Annotated in this window: 17 protein-coding genes; 14 read left to right on the top strand and 3 right to left on the bottom strand. The window is 27.6% G+C overall.

The genetic code is table 11. The annotated features are described in order from the left end of the window. Nucleotides 1–28 precede the first annotated feature (28 nt). The 4 genes from proC to KQI42_RS10660 all read left to right on the top strand — a co-directional run bounded on the left by proC (nucleotide 29) and on the right by KQI42_RS10660 (nucleotide 2,784). On the top strand, nucleotides 29–841 hold the full coding sequence (gene proC / locus KQI42_RS10675) for a pyrroline-5-carboxylate reductase (RefSeq protein WP_216519616.1): 813 nt from the start codon (nucleotides 29–31) through the stop codon (nucleotides 839–841). Between the two features lie 209 nt (nucleotides 842–1,050). Then, entirely contained in the window at nucleotides 1,051–1,497 is a 447-nt protein-coding gene (gene aac(6'), locus KQI42_RS10670; protein ID WP_216519614.1) for an aminoglycoside 6'-N-acetyltransferase, read from the top strand. Nucleotides 1,498–1,594: 97 nt separating this feature from the next. Beyond that, nucleotides 1,595–2,116 carry a hypothetical protein gene (locus KQI42_RS10665; RefSeq protein WP_216519612.1) on the top strand — a complete coding sequence of 174 codons (522 nt, stop codon included), beginning with the start codon at nucleotides 1,595–1,597 and terminating at the stop codon, nucleotides 2,114–2,116. Nucleotides 2,117–2,286: 170 nt separating this feature from the next. Further along, on the top strand, nucleotides 2,287–2,784 hold the full coding sequence (locus KQI42_RS10660) for a flavodoxin family protein (RefSeq protein WP_216519610.1): 498 nt from the start codon (nucleotides 2,287–2,289) through the stop codon (nucleotides 2,782–2,784). Nucleotides 2,785–3,436: 652 nt separating this feature from the next. On the opposite strand, the gene KQI42_RS10655 is transcribed toward KQI42_RS10660, so the two are convergent. The 3 genes from KQI42_RS10655 to KQI42_RS10645 all read right to left on the bottom strand — a co-directional run bounded on the left by KQI42_RS10655 (nucleotide 3,437) and on the right by KQI42_RS10645 (nucleotide 6,707). Continuing rightward, complete coding sequence (locus KQI42_RS10655) at nucleotides 3,437–4,102, bottom strand: hypothetical protein (RefSeq protein ID WP_216519608.1); 666 nt, start codon at nucleotides 4,100–4,102, stop codon at nucleotides 3,437–3,439. A 218-nt stretch (nucleotides 4,103–4,320) separates the two neighbouring features. Further along, on the bottom strand, nucleotides 4,321–5,619 hold the full coding sequence (locus tag KQI42_RS10650) for a transposase (protein ID WP_216519606.1): 1,299 nt from the start codon (nucleotides 5,617–5,619) through the stop codon (nucleotides 4,321–4,323). 200 nt (nucleotides 5,620–5,819) lie between these two features. After that, a complete protein-coding gene (locus tag KQI42_RS10645; protein WP_343231683.1) occupies nucleotides 5,820–6,707 on the bottom strand; it encodes a helix-turn-helix domain-containing protein in 888 nt (295 codons plus the stop codon). 952 nt (nucleotides 6,708–7,659) lie between these two features. Between KQI42_RS10645 and KQI42_RS10640 the strand changes: the two genes are divergently transcribed. The 10 genes from KQI42_RS10640 to KQI42_RS10595 all read left to right on the top strand — a co-directional run bounded on the left by KQI42_RS10640 (nucleotide 7,660) and on the right by KQI42_RS10595 (nucleotide 16,777). After that, nucleotides 7,660–8,694: a radical SAM/SPASM domain-containing protein gene (locus tag KQI42_RS10640; protein WP_216519602.1), complete on the top strand. Its 1,035-nt coding sequence runs from the start codon at nucleotides 7,660–7,662 to the stop codon at nucleotides 8,692–8,694. Between the two features lie 82 nt (nucleotides 8,695–8,776). After that, complete coding sequence (locus tag KQI42_RS10635; protein WP_216519600.1) at nucleotides 8,777–10,006, top strand: radical SAM/SPASM domain-containing protein; 1,230 nt, start codon at nucleotides 8,777–8,779, stop codon at nucleotides 10,004–10,006. Between the two features lie 85 nt (nucleotides 10,007–10,091). Further along, nucleotides 10,092–10,274, top strand: coding sequence for a hypothetical protein (locus KQI42_RS10630; protein WP_216519598.1), 183 nt, complete (start codon nucleotides 10,092–10,094; stop codon nucleotides 10,272–10,274). A 28-nt stretch (nucleotides 10,275–10,302) separates the two neighbouring features. After that, complete coding sequence (locus tag KQI42_RS10625) at nucleotides 10,303–10,491, top strand: hypothetical protein (RefSeq protein WP_216519597.1); 189 nt, start codon at nucleotides 10,303–10,305, stop codon at nucleotides 10,489–10,491. Between the two features lie 209 nt (nucleotides 10,492–10,700). Next, nucleotides 10,701–11,582, top strand: coding sequence for an ABC transporter ATP-binding protein (locus tag KQI42_RS10620; protein WP_216519595.1), 882 nt, complete (start codon nucleotides 10,701–10,703; stop codon nucleotides 11,580–11,582). Further along, nucleotides 11,582–12,658: an ABC transporter permease gene (locus KQI42_RS10615; RefSeq protein ID WP_216519593.1), complete on the top strand. Its 1,077-nt coding sequence runs from the start codon at nucleotides 11,582–11,584 to the stop codon at nucleotides 12,656–12,658. The genes KQI42_RS10620 and KQI42_RS10615 overlap by 1 nt, the downstream gene beginning before the upstream one ends. Nucleotide 12,659: 1 nt before the next feature. After that, entirely contained in the window at nucleotides 12,660–13,352 is a 693-nt protein-coding gene (locus tag KQI42_RS10610; protein ID WP_216519592.1) for a hypothetical protein, read from the top strand. A gap of 82 nt (nucleotides 13,353–13,434) precedes the next feature. Continuing rightward, complete coding sequence (locus KQI42_RS10605) at nucleotides 13,435–14,481, top strand: S8 family serine peptidase (protein WP_216519590.1); 1,047 nt, start codon at nucleotides 13,435–13,437, stop codon at nucleotides 14,479–14,481. After that, on the top strand, nucleotides 14,468–16,207 hold the full coding sequence (locus KQI42_RS10600; protein ID WP_216519588.1) for an ABC transporter ATP-binding protein: 1,740 nt from the start codon (nucleotides 14,468–14,470) through the stop codon (nucleotides 16,205–16,207). The genes KQI42_RS10605 and KQI42_RS10600 overlap by 14 nt, the downstream gene beginning before the upstream one ends. A gap of 375 nt (nucleotides 16,208–16,582) precedes the next feature. After that, on the top strand, nucleotides 16,583–16,777 hold the full coding sequence (locus tag KQI42_RS10595; RefSeq protein ID WP_216519586.1) for a hypothetical protein: 195 nt from the start codon (nucleotides 16,583–16,585) through the stop codon (nucleotides 16,775–16,777). Nucleotides 16,778–17,099 lie beyond the last annotated feature (322 nt).

Below are 17,099 nucleotides of genomic sequence, written 5' to 3'. Positions count from 1 at the left end.
AAAATACTTAAAGAGGAGTGTAATGAAAATGTCTAAAACATTAGGTTTTATAGGATGCGGAAACATGGGGCGAGCTATGATGGGGGGAATTATCAAAGATAAGGTATTTTCTCCAGAAAATATGATCGTGAGTGATTTAAATGAAGAAAGTCTAAAGATGGTTTCTGAACAATATGGTATTCAAATAACAACAGATAACAATGAAGTGGCTAAAACTGCGGATATCTTAATTCTATCAATTAAACCCAATTTATATCCAGTAGTGATTAAAGGAATAAAAGATAGTATAAAAGAAGATGTTGTTGTTGTATCTATTGCAGCAGGAGTATCCATAAAAGATGTTGAGGAGATGTTTGAAAAGAAGATAAAAATAGTAAGAGTTATGCCGAACACACCAGCTCTCGTAGGAGAAGGCATGTCTGCTCTTTGTCCAAATCCTATGGTAAATAAGGGAGAGTTTGAAGAAGTTTTAAGTATATTTAAAGGCTTTGGAAAAGTTGAAGTTATAGATGAAAAATTAATAGATGCTGTAATTGCTGTAAGTGGTTCTTCTCCAGCTTATATTTATATGATTATAGAAGCTATGGCAGATGGTGCTGTTCTTGAAGGAATGCCAAGGGATCAGGCGTATAGAATGGCTGCTCAAGCTGTACTAGGTTCAGCAAAAATGGTATTGGAAACAGGAATGCATCCAGGTGCACTAAAAGACATGGTATGTTCACCTGGAGGAACTACTATAGAAGCAGTGGCAGTTTTAGAAGAAAGAGGTTTAAGAGATTCAATTATTTCAGCTATGAGAACATGTGCAGAAAAATCTAGAGATATGGCAAAGGAAAAATAAGAAGAAATGAAAGCAATAGGAAAGAAGATATTTTCTATTGCTTTTTTAATGCTTAAAAATGAATTTAGTTGGTGAAATTTAAAGAGTATAGTAAAAAGGAATTTTAATAGTTATATCGAATATATAGATATATAATTTAAAGCAATCATAAATTTTAAGTATCTATTTAAGTATCTTGAAATAATAGTTTTATATTTTGGAGGATTACTATGATTACTAAAATCATAAGTGCAAACAAGGATAATTTAAATGAACTAGTAACAATGGCTTTAGATCTATGGTCTGATAATACATTTGAAGGCTTAGAAACTGAAATGTTAGATTTAATAGACGTAAACAAAGATATTTTATTAATGTCAATAACTGATGAAAATACTTCTGGATTTATTTATATGTCTGTTAGAACTGATTATGTGGAAGGTTCAGATTCTAGTCCTGTAGCATATATAGAAGGGATTTATGTTAAACCTGAGTTTAGGAATAAAGGTATTGCTAGATTGTTATTTAAGGCTGGTGAGAATTGGGCTAAAGCTAATGGATGTATTCAAATAGGTTCTGATATTGAATGGGATAATAATGTTAGCTATGACTTTCATAGAAAAATTGGATTTGAAGAAGTCAACAGAATTATTTGTTTTATTAAGGATATAAAATAGGTAAATATATTTAAAGGAGTAATATATTAAAACTATACATATGGTCTGCCGATATGTAATACAAGAATGATATTACATATTTTTAGGAGATGATATTTTGAAAATTACAATAAATCAATTTGGATTTAATCAAAATGAGGTTAAGAAACTATGGGATATTTCCAAAAAACAATCGAATAAAAATAATATCAAAATAGAAAATCAAGAAAGTGCGGCTTCTGTACTACAGAAAAAAATCTATGATGATCTTGTTGCAGATAAAATAGCAAGAAAAATAGCTAGAGGAGAACTATTAACAGAAGAAGAGAAAGAGACTATTAGAAGAATTGATCCAGAAAAATTAAGAAAAGCTGAGATGACAAATAAAAGGCGAGAAAAAATAGAAAAGAAGCTTAAAGATGCCAAAAATCGTAAAGAAGCAAAAGCTATTTTAACGGAAGCAAAGATGGAGGCTAGCCTAGCTGCTGATAGGAGCGATTTAGTATATGGAGGCTTGCTAACGGAAGCAGTTAAAAAGGCTGAATCCGATTATTATGAGAAAAACAATAAAAATTTCAGCACATTAAGGGAAGAAAAGTTGTTAACAAAAAAGGGCAGAGCATTAGATGTAAAATTGTAATTATATTCTATTTTAATACTCTTTTTTAGTTTGAATTATATTTTGTTCTTACTAGGAAAGAGTATTTGTTTTAAAAAGGATATCTATCTAAGGTCTTTAGGATATAGGAACCAATAAATCAATGATATAATATAGTTACATAATAAACTTTATAAAAAGAGAGGTGTTATATGAAGATATTATTAATTTATTCAAGCAGAACTGGAAATACCAAAAAAGTAGCTGAAGCTATATATGAAGTTTTACCTGAGGGGAGTGTAATTTGTCCCGTAGATGACAATCCAAGTTACGAAGATTATGATATGATAATTATTGGTTTTTGGGTAGATAAAGGATTACCTGATGTTAAAACGTTAAAATATATGGAAAATATAGAAGGAAAGAAGATTGGAATATTTGGCACTTCAGGAGCTTATAACGATTCCGAGAGGGGAAAGAAGACCTTAGAGAGAACTAGACAACTTTTAGAACCAAGAAATGAAGTGATAGCAGAATTTATTTGTCAGGGAAAGATAGATGAGCGATTATTAGAAAGATATAAAAACAGAGGTCCAGACCATTCTAATCCTATGACTGAAGAAAAGCGAAAGAGACACGAAGAAGCAAAAAAACATCCTAATGCTAATGATTTAAATAGAGCACAGGAAGTTTTTAGAAAAATAATATAACAAGGATAAAATATTAATATAATTCTTATAATTGTTAAAGATAAAAAGGAAGTTTACACATATAATCTCAAATTAATAAACTAAAATTCTATACTTAAAATGCCCTTAAGATATATATATTTATAGGAAGAAAACCAGATATACTATTAGCAATGAAAATACTCCTTGCTTAACTATAGCAAAAGAATTAAATCATCCGCTAGGGGCAAATATCGTTATAGCAGGAGTAATACTATTTATTTATATTAAGGGCATTTTAGAAAACTTCAATTCATTTTACTCAATAATTAAGTTGATTTTGCTTATTTTAAAACTACACTACCATGCGATTTAATTTATTATAATTATTAACGTACTATTGTTTAGTGAATTGAGATATTGAATGATGTTTAGCTAATTGATGATTTTTTGAATTTGTGAATTTTTGATTTTTGAATAGCGATTGAATGTTGAATACTGTAATGCTTATTAATTTCAATAATAGACCTTTTAGGTCTTAATAAATAATGGGATATGATCCCTAACTTTTTTAGATTACATTAATTCACACTTAGCCTAAGCTTTGTGCTAAACTGAAATAATCTAATAAGCAGCATCTACTAATTATTTTTCAAACTCCTTGAAGTTCTCTAAAATACCCTCAATAAAAGGGTTATTTTTCTAAATGTTTTTCTACTATATCTTCAATACTATCAAGATAACTATATTTTGGTTCAAAATCTACTATATTTTTACTCATGGCTTGTTCAATTTTCTCAGATATTTTGTCTGCCATTTTTCTAGTTTCTTTGTCTTTCTTTATTAGTGGCTCTTTATCGTATACTATTGAAGTTATGATTTCTGTTTCATAATAGTAAGCTGTTTGATTTCCTTCTACATTAAAGGCATATCCTGTTCTTTTTTCTTTAGACTTTTTATCTTTTTTGGTTGCTAAATTGTTAAGATAATCAGAAGATAGTCTTCTTAGTAGTTTAGCATATTCAATAGAAGAATCCAGATTCATTGGTTTTTTCCCTTCTAATTCGATTGATATATCCTTTTTAGCTTCAGCTATTTTATCAGCAAGCTGTGCTTTTTCTTCGACTAGATTTTCTAATAGATTGGTAAGTTCAGGTATGTCAATATCTAGAGTATCTTCATATTCAACTTCAACTATTTCATCCTCTGCTTCTTTGTATGATGCTGATTTTTTATGGATTTCTGTAACTGAATAAATTTTTGAATTAAGGTTATAATTGGATATTTGGATTAGGTTTGAGATTGTTCTATCCAGAAAGTTTGCATATCTTCCACATTCTTTGATAGTCATTTTTTCCATAATCATCTCTCCCATCTATTATTTTCTAAGTATACTATAGACATTATACTTTCATTTGTTAAATATTTCAAATTATAATATTGTTACAAAAAAATGTTTTCAAGTCATATACATGATTTCATATTTACCATTAGCTTCTTTTTAGCTTCTTTGATTAATTCACTATGTTTCTTATATTGAGTGATTTACTATTATGTACCTAAGTTTTGTACAAATAGCTAAGCTGTATTTAACAAATCATGGAAGCCCAATTGGGTATATTTAGGTTGTAATGCCTCAACAAATAATTTTACTAGTTCTGATAGACTTGGTAAAACAATCTCAATGTGATCTTTTAGTTCTATTACTCTAACAGTAATGCTTCCTAGCTTTTTAACCAATGTTTGAATGTCCATATCTTGAAGCTTAGATGAACTAAATGTGGTACTTTTCATTAAGATAATTAAGTTATGGGTTATGAACACTAGCCATAAAAAGCCGTAGATACCATAGAATTTAGATGTTCTTAAATTCTTAATGTCATATACCTCTTTACAGGTTTTAAAGAAGGCTTCTATAGTTTGTCTTTTGTTGTAAAAATGAAACAACTCTACTCCATTCATTTCTTCAGCCTTTATGTTAGTGAGCAAGTGGGAGTATTTAATTTGCCCATCTTTACCAATAAATTCACAGACAATGATTCTTAAATCTGTAGAAGTAGGGACTTCTGCAACATGTACTTGGATATTAATCTTTTGCCATTGATGTTTTTGTACTGACTTTGCAAAATTTCTTGATTGCTGAGTTGAAAAACCTTTTACAACAAACTTTGCTCCTGCGGCCTTAAGTAGTTGTATATTATCAAAAGATCTATATCCTGAATCAGCTCGAATAATCAAGTTATCTTTGTCTAGATGTTCCTTGAACTTAAAGGTAGTTGCTTTTAATAAATCTTCAAACCTACTTGTGCAGGAAGTATTGCCTGGATCAAAAAACATAGAAACTGTTTCAGCTGTACTCCCTATAAAGGCAGCAGATAATTGATATCCTTTTTCGCCTCTTTTTCCAGGAAAATAGCCCTTTTCAGCTAATTCATAGGTTCTGCCACCAGCTACAAGACCACTCATATCAAAATCTACAATGATAGGGTCTTTACTTGATAAAGCTAAGCTATTTTCCATGAATAGAGTATGATGAATAAATTCGAGTTGGTCTATATTTGTTTCATCAAACCTATTCAAGAAACGATTAATTTGAGATTGGTCAGGAAATTTACCCATCCCTAAAAGTTTAGAAGCTGTTGTATCAGGAACCAGTTTTTCATTAATATCATTGGTGTAGCTGTAACCCATTGCGATAGAAGTAACAAGAGTTTGTAATCTGTTGAGATTTGTATAGTTGACACTTTTCATTTTCAGGTTAAAAGATTTAAAAACATCAAAGAAATTAAGATTATTAGCAAATTGAATTAAAGAAACAAGCCAAGCAGAAGTATTTACTACTTTATTCTCATCTAATTTAAATGATATACTTTTCATAGGTGAGATACTGCCTTTCGTAGAATTTTTTGTGGATGAAAAATACTTCTATAGGTGGGCTATTCTCACCTTTAGTTGTTTTTTGGTAATACTTTCATGGTAAGCCTTGGAAAACACTAGGGCTTTGTTTGTACAAAATTTAGGTATGTAATACAATCGTATATTATTTTTTATATATTTATATTATAAAATTTTTATAGTTATATAAGCATATCGGTTAATTTATTTTGTCCTAGTAATTTAGAAAAGTTTTTAGATCTTAATAAAGATTCTTTATAATTATTGTATCCAAGACAATATTCGGCAACGCCCTTTCTAAAATATAAATGGCTAAGATAACTAAGAGTTTTGTGTTTTATACAATTTTCTATACCTAAATTAGAATAATACAATGATTTTTCATGAAATCTTAGTCTGTGATAGGTATAAGATAAGTTATAGCATAGTTTAGAGTAAATATCTTGATTATACTCTGCCATATCCATACAGAATTCTAAAAGTTCTAAGCTTTTTTCAGTAGATTCAATTTTATCTAATATAAGAGCTATATTCATTAAGATTCTTAATTCTATATTGTTGTATGCAAAGGATTTGTACTTAGATAGAGAAAATTTGGGTATGGTAATTTTCATGGCATCAACTAATTTTAATAAAGATTTATCATAATCTGCATAATTAACCTTTAATATTACAGACTCGACTGAAAGTAGGAGTTGATTTATTAGATTCATAAAATATGAGTTTATATTACAATCAAGTAATTTTTTAAAATTAACTAATTCTACTTCTAAATCATTAAAATTCCCACTTTCAAGTTTATATTCGATTTTATTTTTCATTTCATGAAATTCAGAATAGTTATCAATCCTATATTTTAATAGGAGTGGGTTTAAATCTTCTTTTAAAGCTAATGACATTAGATCTAAAGTTTCGTGCTTAGGGATTACTTTGCCATTTTCAATTTTTCTTAATGTATCTATATTAACTCCTGTTATTAGTGTCACTTCTTTCTGAGTGAGATTTAAACGTTGTCGAATGATGCGTACTTTTTTGCCAAAGTCATCAAGATTATAGTACAAAACACTCACATCCTTATATATACAACCCGATTTAAATCTGGTTGTAATGTTAAGATATACCATATATTATAATAATTAATAGGAAATATGTAAAGGAGATGGATAGATATGTTAAAAAATGTTCAATTATTTTAATTATTTCTATGGCTTCATCATTTACTAAATATATTAATTTGCTCAAAAGTATGTTAATAGCATCAGAACTGAGAAAAGGTGATTATATCATATTACATTTTATAACCAGGAGAAACAACATAGTATATTGATCTATTGATTTAAGATAAATATTAAAATCCTAGCATTTAAGAATAAAGAATATATATTAAAGGCTTAGTACTTGCTTTGGAGTTATTATATTTTATAGTCCTATTATATAATTTAATGTACTTAGAAATTACCTTGTAAGTTTTAATATATTTTTTAAACTCGTATCTTAATAAATATTTGTCTTTTAATAATTTAATCGATGAAAATATTTTATTTTAATGTTTTATGTATAACAATTGCATATTTTAATTTCAAAGTATGTAAAATTTTTCAAGTTAGAAACTTATGACCTAATAGTTATTATTAGATCTTGTAATTAGGTTGTTTTTCTTTGTTGAACATATTATTATTGGCTCTAATAAATTTAATCATCATTTATTTCAGATAAGTTGTTGCTATTATTTGTTTTATTAAAATTATATCTGATTGCGTAAATAAAATAGAGGATTAAGTTATAAAAAGAAATATGATTTAATTTAAATATTTTCATGAATTTAACATGTTTCAGTTTTAAAATTAAAAATACAATTAGGATAATATCTGGAAAAAGAAGTTGTTTTAATGATAAATATAATTATGTAGTTATTTATATTTTCATGTATTTTCTATTTTTTAAGAAAGTAAAAAGTTCACTAATTCTAAGAATAAAACAATAAATTAAATACTCTTATATATGGGATAAGGGGGAATTAAAATGTTAGCTACATTATGGGTAACCACGCAATGTAATATGAAATGTAGGTACTGTTATGAGGGTCATGATAAGACTAATAGGATGATGAGTATAGAAACTGCTGATAAATCAATACAATATATTATGAAACATTTTAATGAATTAAATGAGGATACACTTATTATTAATTTTCATGGTGGAGAACCTTTGTTACAATTTGACTTAATAAAATATATAACAGAGGAATTTAAACAAATTTTTTCTAGTAGTAGTAAAAGATTAATGTTCGGGTTAACAACAAATGGAATTCTGTTAGATGAAAAAATAGAAGAATATTTGTGTAAGAATTTCTATTATTCTCTTTCTGCAAGCTTAGATGGAAATAAATTAATTAATGATACAAATAGAATGCTTAAAAATGGTAGAGGGACTTACGACTTGATAATCGACAAGTTTGTATCTTTATTAAAAATTAGGCAAGATGTTCGAATTAGAATGACATTTAATACTGATACAGTACATAATCTATATGAAAGTGTAAAACACTTAGTGAAAATAGGATTTAATACAATTATACCAGTTGCTGACTATTTTGATGATAGATGGGATAAGCATCATATAGATATTCTGCACAAAGAAGCAGAAAAGATTTTCGAAATGTTTAAACGAGAGAAAGAAAAAAATAGCAATCTTAGCATCTCCATTGTTGATGTAGAAATATATAAAAAAGGGAATTGTGGAGGAGGAATAACAACTTTAAATATCGATCCAGATGGGGACATATATCCTTGTACTTATGTTGTTGAAGACGAGGAATATAGAATAGGAAATATTGATACAGGTATAAATAAAGTAAAGCTTCAAAAAATTCATAGTATTTTTAATACCAAAAATGAAATATGCAATGACTGTAGTTACTATAATTACTGTTCAGCTACAAGATGTAAGTTAATAAATAAAGTATTAACGAATAATTTTAATATACCTTCACCAGTAATGTGTGCGATGGAGAATATAATGTATAAATTTTCAAAATATAATTTAAAAGTTTCATAAATGTTAAATTAATAGAAGAATTTTGTATTAGTAAAAGAAAAAAAGAGATAAATTAGAAATTGAAATGAGAGGAGATATAAATATGGATTTATATTTATCACCATCAATCAAGTTTCTTTTTAATGATAATAGAGTCATAGTTTTTAATCGTAAAAATGGCTCATGGATGAAAATTTCTAGAGAATGTTATGATATATTAAAGAATAGTATTGATAATCAAAATACAGAAGAAGAATTATTAGATAGCTTAGCTGATGATGAAGATAAATTATATTTTAAAAAATTGTTGGACAAGTTACATAAGCTAAATAGTGAAACTGAGAAAGAATACAATAAAATAAATGATGTTAGCATTTCTATTACCAAAAGGTGTAATTTGAAATGTATACACTGTATAGTTGATGCAGATAAAGTGAATAGTCACGATAAATACACTACTTCCCAAATTTTTCAAATAATAGATAAAGTAAAGGCTTTAGAACCTTCCCATATAACCTTGACGGGTGGTGAACCAATGCTTAGGGATGACTTCATAGATATTTTAAAACATACTTCAAGTAATTATGATGGGAAAATATCAGTAATGACAAATGGAACACTTATAAATACTGATAATGTTAAACCCTTAGCTGCTTTAGCACATAATATTGATATTAGTATAGATGGGGCAGATGAAGAATCATGTTCTATTATCAGAGGAAAAGGGGTCTTCCAGCAAGTAATTAACAGCATTAAACTATTACATAAAAATGATTATAAAAAGATTAGTCTTTCAATGGTTCTCACTAAAAACAATCAAAATGTAGTTAATAAATTTTATAAGCTTAATGAGGAATTAGGTACTAAGCCTATGCTTAGACAATTAGCGCTTTTAGGACGAGCAGAAAGAAACTCTGATATATTAACTCAATTTGTTTCAAATGCTCAAGAAATCTCTTCTCCTCCAGAACTAAAAAATAAACATGAAATAATAGGATGTTCTTGTAAGGCAGGGGTTAATGAATTGACCATTGAATATAATGGAGATATATTTCCATGTGATTTGTTTACTGATGAACAATTTAAGCTAGGCAATGTAGATGAAGTTAAAGATTTACACATTTTATTTGAAGGAAAAAATGAAATAGCATGTACACATAGTTGCTTATCTGATTTTGAACCCGATCAACATCCTCTTTGTTGTGATTGTAATGTTAATTTTTTCTGTTGGCGATGTTTGCATGATTTATATAGATTACAAAATGATGCGGATTTATTCAAAGAGCGTTGTAATTATATGAAGCCTCATTTAAATGAACTCTTATGGGAATGATCACAATGAATTATTAATATATTAAAAGCTAATAAATGCCTAAAACAGACTAGTATTAATTATTTGAATAAGGGGGTGAATATTAATGAATTTAAAGGTACAAAAGATTTCAGATAAGGTAGATAACCTAGATGTTAAAGGACAGGGTGGCGATTGTAAATTTAACTGTAAAGTTACTGTTTGGAAAGGTAAGAGATCAAAAGAAGAGAGTTCATCATGCTGGTACAATGATGAAGGATATAATGCTAGAGGCAATCCTTTCTTTTAGTAATTATAAAAAACAAGGGGGAAATTTGATGGATTTAAAAATACAAAAGATTTCAGACAAGATAGATAATTTGGATGTAAAAGGACAAGGTGATGGCTTACCTTGCGATGCTGATTGTTTTGAAGACATGGTATGGGTAGGAAAAACCAATGGTAATGTAAAAGGCTGCTATAAATATGAAGATGTGTACACTCCTAAAAAATCAACATGGATGTAATCCCACATAGATATTAAATATTCCATGGAGATAAAATAAGAGTATTTAAATAACTAGTCTGTTTTAATTGTATGAAGGATTCCATAGAATCCTTCATACAAATAGTTTTTGAAAGATATTTATTTAAAAAATATGAATATAATTAGACAGACATATAGAAATATTCTTAAAAGTTTTCAAGATTATGCGAGAAAGGATGATTAATAAGCATGGATATAAAAATAAAAGAACTTACCAAAATATATGGTAAGGAAACTACTGCACTCAATGATGTTGATTTGCATATATCACAAGGTATGTTTGGGTTACTTGGCAAGAATGGTGCAGGAAAGACTACTTTGATGAGAATTCTTACTGCCTTATTAGAGCCTACTAGGGGTTCAGTTGAAATATGCGGTATACCTCTTAAAAAGAAAAATATTTTGTCTATTAAATCTTTATTAGGTTATTTACCACAGGAATTTGGTTTTTATAACAATTTAACTGTTTATGAAGCTATGGATTATATGGGAATGTTAAATAAAATGAAGCCAAAAAAGAGAAAAGAAAGAATTGAGGAAGTACTAATACAGTTAAATTTACAACAACAGTCTCATAAAAGGTTTCGACAACTTTCAGGTGGAATGAAAAAAAGATTAGGCATTGCACAGGCACTTTTGAATGAACCTAAGATATTAATTGTTGATGAGCCAACATCTGGTGTAGATCCAGAAGAACGAGTTAGAATAAGAAATATATTAAGTGAATATTCGAAAAATAATATAGTTCTGCTTTCTACTCATATTGTAGAAGATATAGCTAGTACATGTGAAATGTTAGCTGTTCTGGACTATGGAAAAGTTATATATAAAGGCTCCGTAGAAGACTTAATCCAGCAGGCAAAAGGGAGTGCATGGAAATGTACTTTATATAATACTACTGAACTTGATGAGCTTAAACAAAATTACACGGTAATTTCAAGTCAGCATTTGCAGGGGAAAATAGAAGCAAGAATTGTATCTAAAGATCAACCTAGTCTTGATTGTATAGAAGTAGAACCTTCTATTGAAGATGCATATATGCTATTGTCCTCAAAGGAGGAAGCTAAATAATGATATTTGACATTATAGGTTTTGAAATGAAACAGCAGGTAAAGAGCATCATATTTTGGCTATGTGTATTACTATTTGTTGGGTTTACTTATAGTGAAATGTCATATATATTTTATCTTCCTGTAAAAAGTGATGCAGATATTAGAGCAATTAAAGGATACCATGAATATCTTTATGTAGATAGAACTGAAGAAGAACTTAGAGAATATGTTATATATAGGCTTAAGAGTATGGAAAAAGCAGGTGTAAATGTCGAGGGGTACATGATACAACTTGGTGAAAAAATGGATAAAGAAGGACTCAGCATTTTACAGATTATGAATTATGTTAGAAAGGAAAAAGATACTGAGACAGCAGAATGGATAGAAGAATGGATAAAAGCTTTTATGGATAATGGTAAAGAGAGATTAGGTACTGTTAAAGAGGTAAATAAAAACTTACGTTCTTGGTTAGGAGATAAGGCATATACATATGAAGTTTCTATGAATTACGCAGATTTAGCTCAATTGGTTGGGGGGATATTGATATTACCCATTTTTGCACTTTTATTTTCGAAGGATAGAAGATATAGAATGAATGAACTAATACATACAAAGCAAGTTAAATCTCATGAGTACGTGTTGGGTAGATATTTTGGATGTTTCCTATCATTTTTTTTAAGTGTATTTATTCTTGGAATATGTGTGGACTCTATTATATGTATTAAGTTTGGACGAGCTGGTTGGAACACAAGATTTCTTGATATGATAGTCCAAATACTTATTTATGTTTTACCATCGTTATTATTTGCAAGTGCATTAATAGTAACATTATCTTTAGTATTTAAGAATGGTATGGCAGTAATTCCTATATATATATTATACTTTATATTTAATGTTACAGAAGGAGTTTTTATAGGGCGTGGGAATTTTTCTGTTACATTATATAAATTTTTAATCCGTACTTTGATTGTAGAATCTATTAATGATGTAATTATACAAAATCGAATTATATACATGGCACTGACTGTTGTGCTACTTATAGTATCCTGCAAAATATGGGAGAAGTCGGATAAAAAGTCTTGGAGGGTTGTATAAAATGATTGATTATTTAAAATATAATACTAAAATTCTATTTTCACCAATAAAGTGGCTGTTATGTGCATTATTTATGGCAATTATTCCTATTGCTTTTTACTGTCCAACATTGCTGGACTTTATGAATCTTTCAGAAATATACATGCCTTTTGTAGGGATAGTGATGGTATCAGATATTATGCTGGTAGATAAGTATAGTTATACATCAGAAATACTTTTTTTAACGAGAGAGAACAAGACAAAAATTCTTTTGGTGCGATTTTTATTTGTTGGCTTTCTTCTGATGCTTTTCATGATTATACCTTTTTTATTGGTTTATCTTGGTTTTACACCTTATGGAAATATATATGAAGGATATTTATTTTCTTATTGGGAATTTTTATGGATTGGATTTACTGGAACAATCTTCTTAGGAGTATTTTCAATGACTGTAGCAAATTTGTTTTCTATAGTTCAAGCTGGTTATATAGTATCATTAATGTATTGGGTTTATTGGAATATTAATATGAGAAGATCATCAATCTTTAATATATTTTCTTTTTCAAATCGCCATGATTATGACAGATCTAAGATATTTTTACTTGGTTTCATGATTGTATTAATGGTGCTTAATGGTTGGATAGTAAATAGGAGCCCATTAGAAAGAAGACAAATATGTTTTTTAAAAAGAGTATTGCTTAAAAAAACAACTTAAAGTATATGTAGCTTAGACACTTATAGTAGTATCTTATAAAATATAGGAGAATACGGATAAAGATGAAGTGGGTGAATACACAATGAATAATATATTAAAAAAATTTAAGAATAATGTCATTATAATTGATAGTGGTATTGATATAAATAATAAAGATTTTAGTGAATGTATTATTGGTGGACTGAGTTTTGAATATGATAATAACAAAGAACTAGTGATTAAAAAAGATAGTTATAATGATGAAAATGGGCATGGTACTTTTTGTGCATCAGTGATACAGCGGGTATCTTCTAGTGTAAACATATTTGTAGTTAAAATACTAAATAAAGAAGCGGAAACGCATTCAAAAGCATTAATTGAAGCATTAAAGTATGTTAAAAATATAGATATAAGAGTTGTGAATTTAAGTGTTGCTACTATAAATGAAGAATATAAAGATGAATTATATAAAGTATGTAATGAATTGTATAAGCAAGGAAAAATAATAATATGCTCTTTAGAAAATAGTAATAACGATAGTTTTCCAGCTGTTTTTAAAAATGTAATAGGGGTCAGGGGTATGCCGTTCACCAATTCATATAATTACTGGTACAATAGTGCAAAGAAAATACAATGTGTGGCTGATATAACACCTGTTTTAGTTCCAACTTTAGATAATAAGTATAAAATGTTTGGAGGAAACAGTAAAGCTACATCGTTATTTACAGGGTTAGTATTAAATATGCTAGATAAAAATGATAATATTTCTTTTGAAGAATTAAATCAATTATTAGAATATAAAGCAGTAAAAAATTTTTGGAAAGATGATGATACTAATAATATAAATTCATGTTTTTGCGAAATATCAGATTGGAAAAGTAATTATTCTAAGAAGAATTTAATGAAGCTAGAAAAAATTTTTGTTAAAGTTTTAAATTTGTCACAACAAGATATTCCATTATTATATAAATATATGCTTCCCAATGATAAGATTTATTACAAGTCTAAAGATTTTTATGAAATAATAAAGAATATTGAGAAAGAATTCAATATTAAGATAGACTACAAATTGCTCTCTTTTAGTACGTTTGAATCTATATATTCTTTATTAGATTTTATAAATGTGAGGGTTAACCATGATTATAGATAGAACTGATAAAAAGAATATTCGTAAGCTTTTTAAAATTATATTTAAATATAAAAAACAGCATTTTTTAGCTGCACTTTTTATGCTTGTTAACTCACTATTAACAATTCTATCACCTTATATTATTATGAAAATAATAGATGATGCTATACCTAATAAAAATTTAGAGCTTCTTATTAAATTTATGATTATATATCTGGTGGTAATGCTATTTGAAAATGGAAGTAGAATAATATCAGATTATATGTATTCGATTATAGGGAAGAAAATTGTTTATGATTTGAGGTTGAAATTGATTAGACGTTTACAGAAATTCTCAGGGACATATTATTCAAATGTAGACACAGGAGAATTACTTACTACAGTTAATAGTGATGTAGATACAATAGAACATTTTTCTACGAAAATGTTATTTTCTATCATATCTGATATATGCACATCAATAGTAATGTTTATATTTTTATGTAGATTACAATTTGATTTATTAATTGTTGCCATAATATTACAACCTGTTATGTTTTATTTTCAAAATAAGTTTAGTAAAAAAATTAATAAAATAGTTATTAACTTGAGGGATAAATATGGAGAATTTACATCAATAATAGAGGAATTTATATCTTCCATGATGAACTTTGTAGTTCAAAATGCAAGAAAACATTTTTTCATAAGATATTTTCCCACATCTAGGAAATTGTTGGAAAATGAAATTAAACTTGAATTAAATTTTTCACTTAGTATGGCAAGTGCAAATATAATAAGCTCTTTGATTACAATAGCTGTTTTGGGATATGGAGGATACAAAGTTATGCTTGGAGATATGACCTTAGGGACATTAATAGCATTTAATACATATTCTCAAAGACTATTGGGACCAGTATTTAGAATTGCACACTTGAAAACTAACACAAGGCGTGCGTTTGTAGCAATTGAAAGAATATTTAAAGTACTAGATGAGCCTATTGATATAAAACAGGTAAATCATGGATATAGACCGAATTACATAATTGGCAACATTCAATTTAAACATGTAAAGTTTTCATATACTGAAGATAATTACGTAATCAAAGATATGAATATTAATTTTCAAGAAAAAAAGACAACTGCTCTTGTAGGAGTTAGTGGTTCAGGTAAAACAACCTTGATTAATCTTATGTTAAGGCTGTGGGATGTGGACGAGGGAGAGATATTGTTAGATGGTAAGAATATTAAAGAATATAATTTAAAGTTTCTAAGAAGGAATATTAGTGTTGTTTCTCAAGATGTTTTTATATTTAATGATACAATATTAAACAATTTAATACTATCTAATAGAAATATAGAAATGAGTGATGTAATACAAGCTACAAAAGCGGCAGATATATATGAATTTATTATGTCACTTTCTGAACAATTCGATACTGTAGTAGGGCAAAGAGGGTTAATATTGTCAGGAGGACAGAAACAAAAAATTTCTATTGCAAGGGCTATACTTAAAGATACTCCTATTATCATTTTAGATGAAGCTACATCTTCTTTAGACAATATTTCTGAATTCCATGTCAAAAATAACTTAGAATCTTTTATTAGAAACAAAACAGTAATTATAATCGCCCATAGACTTTCAACGGTAGAAGATGCAGATATTATATACACTTTAAAAGATGGAAAAATTGTCGAAAAAGGTACTCATGATGAGTTAATGAAGTTAAAAAATATATATTATAACTTATATATGAAAAATGTTAGCTGAGAATTTTAAATATATATTTTTAGGAAGAATGACTACAATTCAACTCTATAATAAAACTTAAAATATTATTTTAAAAATGATTGATCAAATAAAGATAAATGCTGCAAATTGTCAAAGAAGTATAGTTAATAGGCAATATTAATCTGAATAGAAAAAAGCATAATTTTTTTCTTAGCACAGTTCCTAGTTAGATAAGAAGGATAAAAAGTGAAAGAAAAAGTTATAGTTAAGTATCTTTTCTGAATTAGGAGTGATAAATTATATTCATTAGCTTATATTTACAGAGTTACTATTTGTAAATGAAAGAAATAAGGATAATTAATATATGGTAGATTATTATTGCTAGAGTGGTAAAAAAGATTTTATTTTAGGGAGGTGAAAAGAAAAATTAACTTTAGGATACAAAAAATTTTAGATAAAATAAACAACTTAGATGTTAAAGGACAAGAATCTCGTTGTGAAAAAAGTTGCTATGAAGACTATGTATGGATAGGGAAGACAAATGGCAATACAAAAGGTTGTTTTAAATACAATGATGTATTTACCCCAAAAGGTAGTTCGTGGCTTTAAAATAGATTATATATTTAATTGTTATATTTTTCACTCCTAGTTCATTATTTTGTATATATGTAGTGATTATTTTTTATTACTATACCTAAATAATTTTTATATCAAACCCTTTATTAAAATATATTTTATCAGGATTACTATTAAACATATTAATTATGATTTGTGAATTAGATAGGGTTTATTTTATTATGAGTATAACTGTAATTGTTGCAATTTTAGTTGTTTACAGTTGAATGTATGTTGCTAAGAGTGCGATAGGATACTGAAAAGGGTAATTTTGTAGAAAAAATGTCGATTATTAGCATCTATTAAGTCCTTAAAT

It is taken from the genome of Tissierella simiarum, from assembly GCF_018917865.1.
Lineage (GTDB): Bacteria > Bacillota > Clostridia > Tissierellales > Tissierellaceae > Tissierella_C > Tissierella_C simiarum.
The sequence above is the reverse complement of the archived record's forward strand: the minus strand, read 5'-3'. Positions and strand labels throughout refer to the sequence as shown.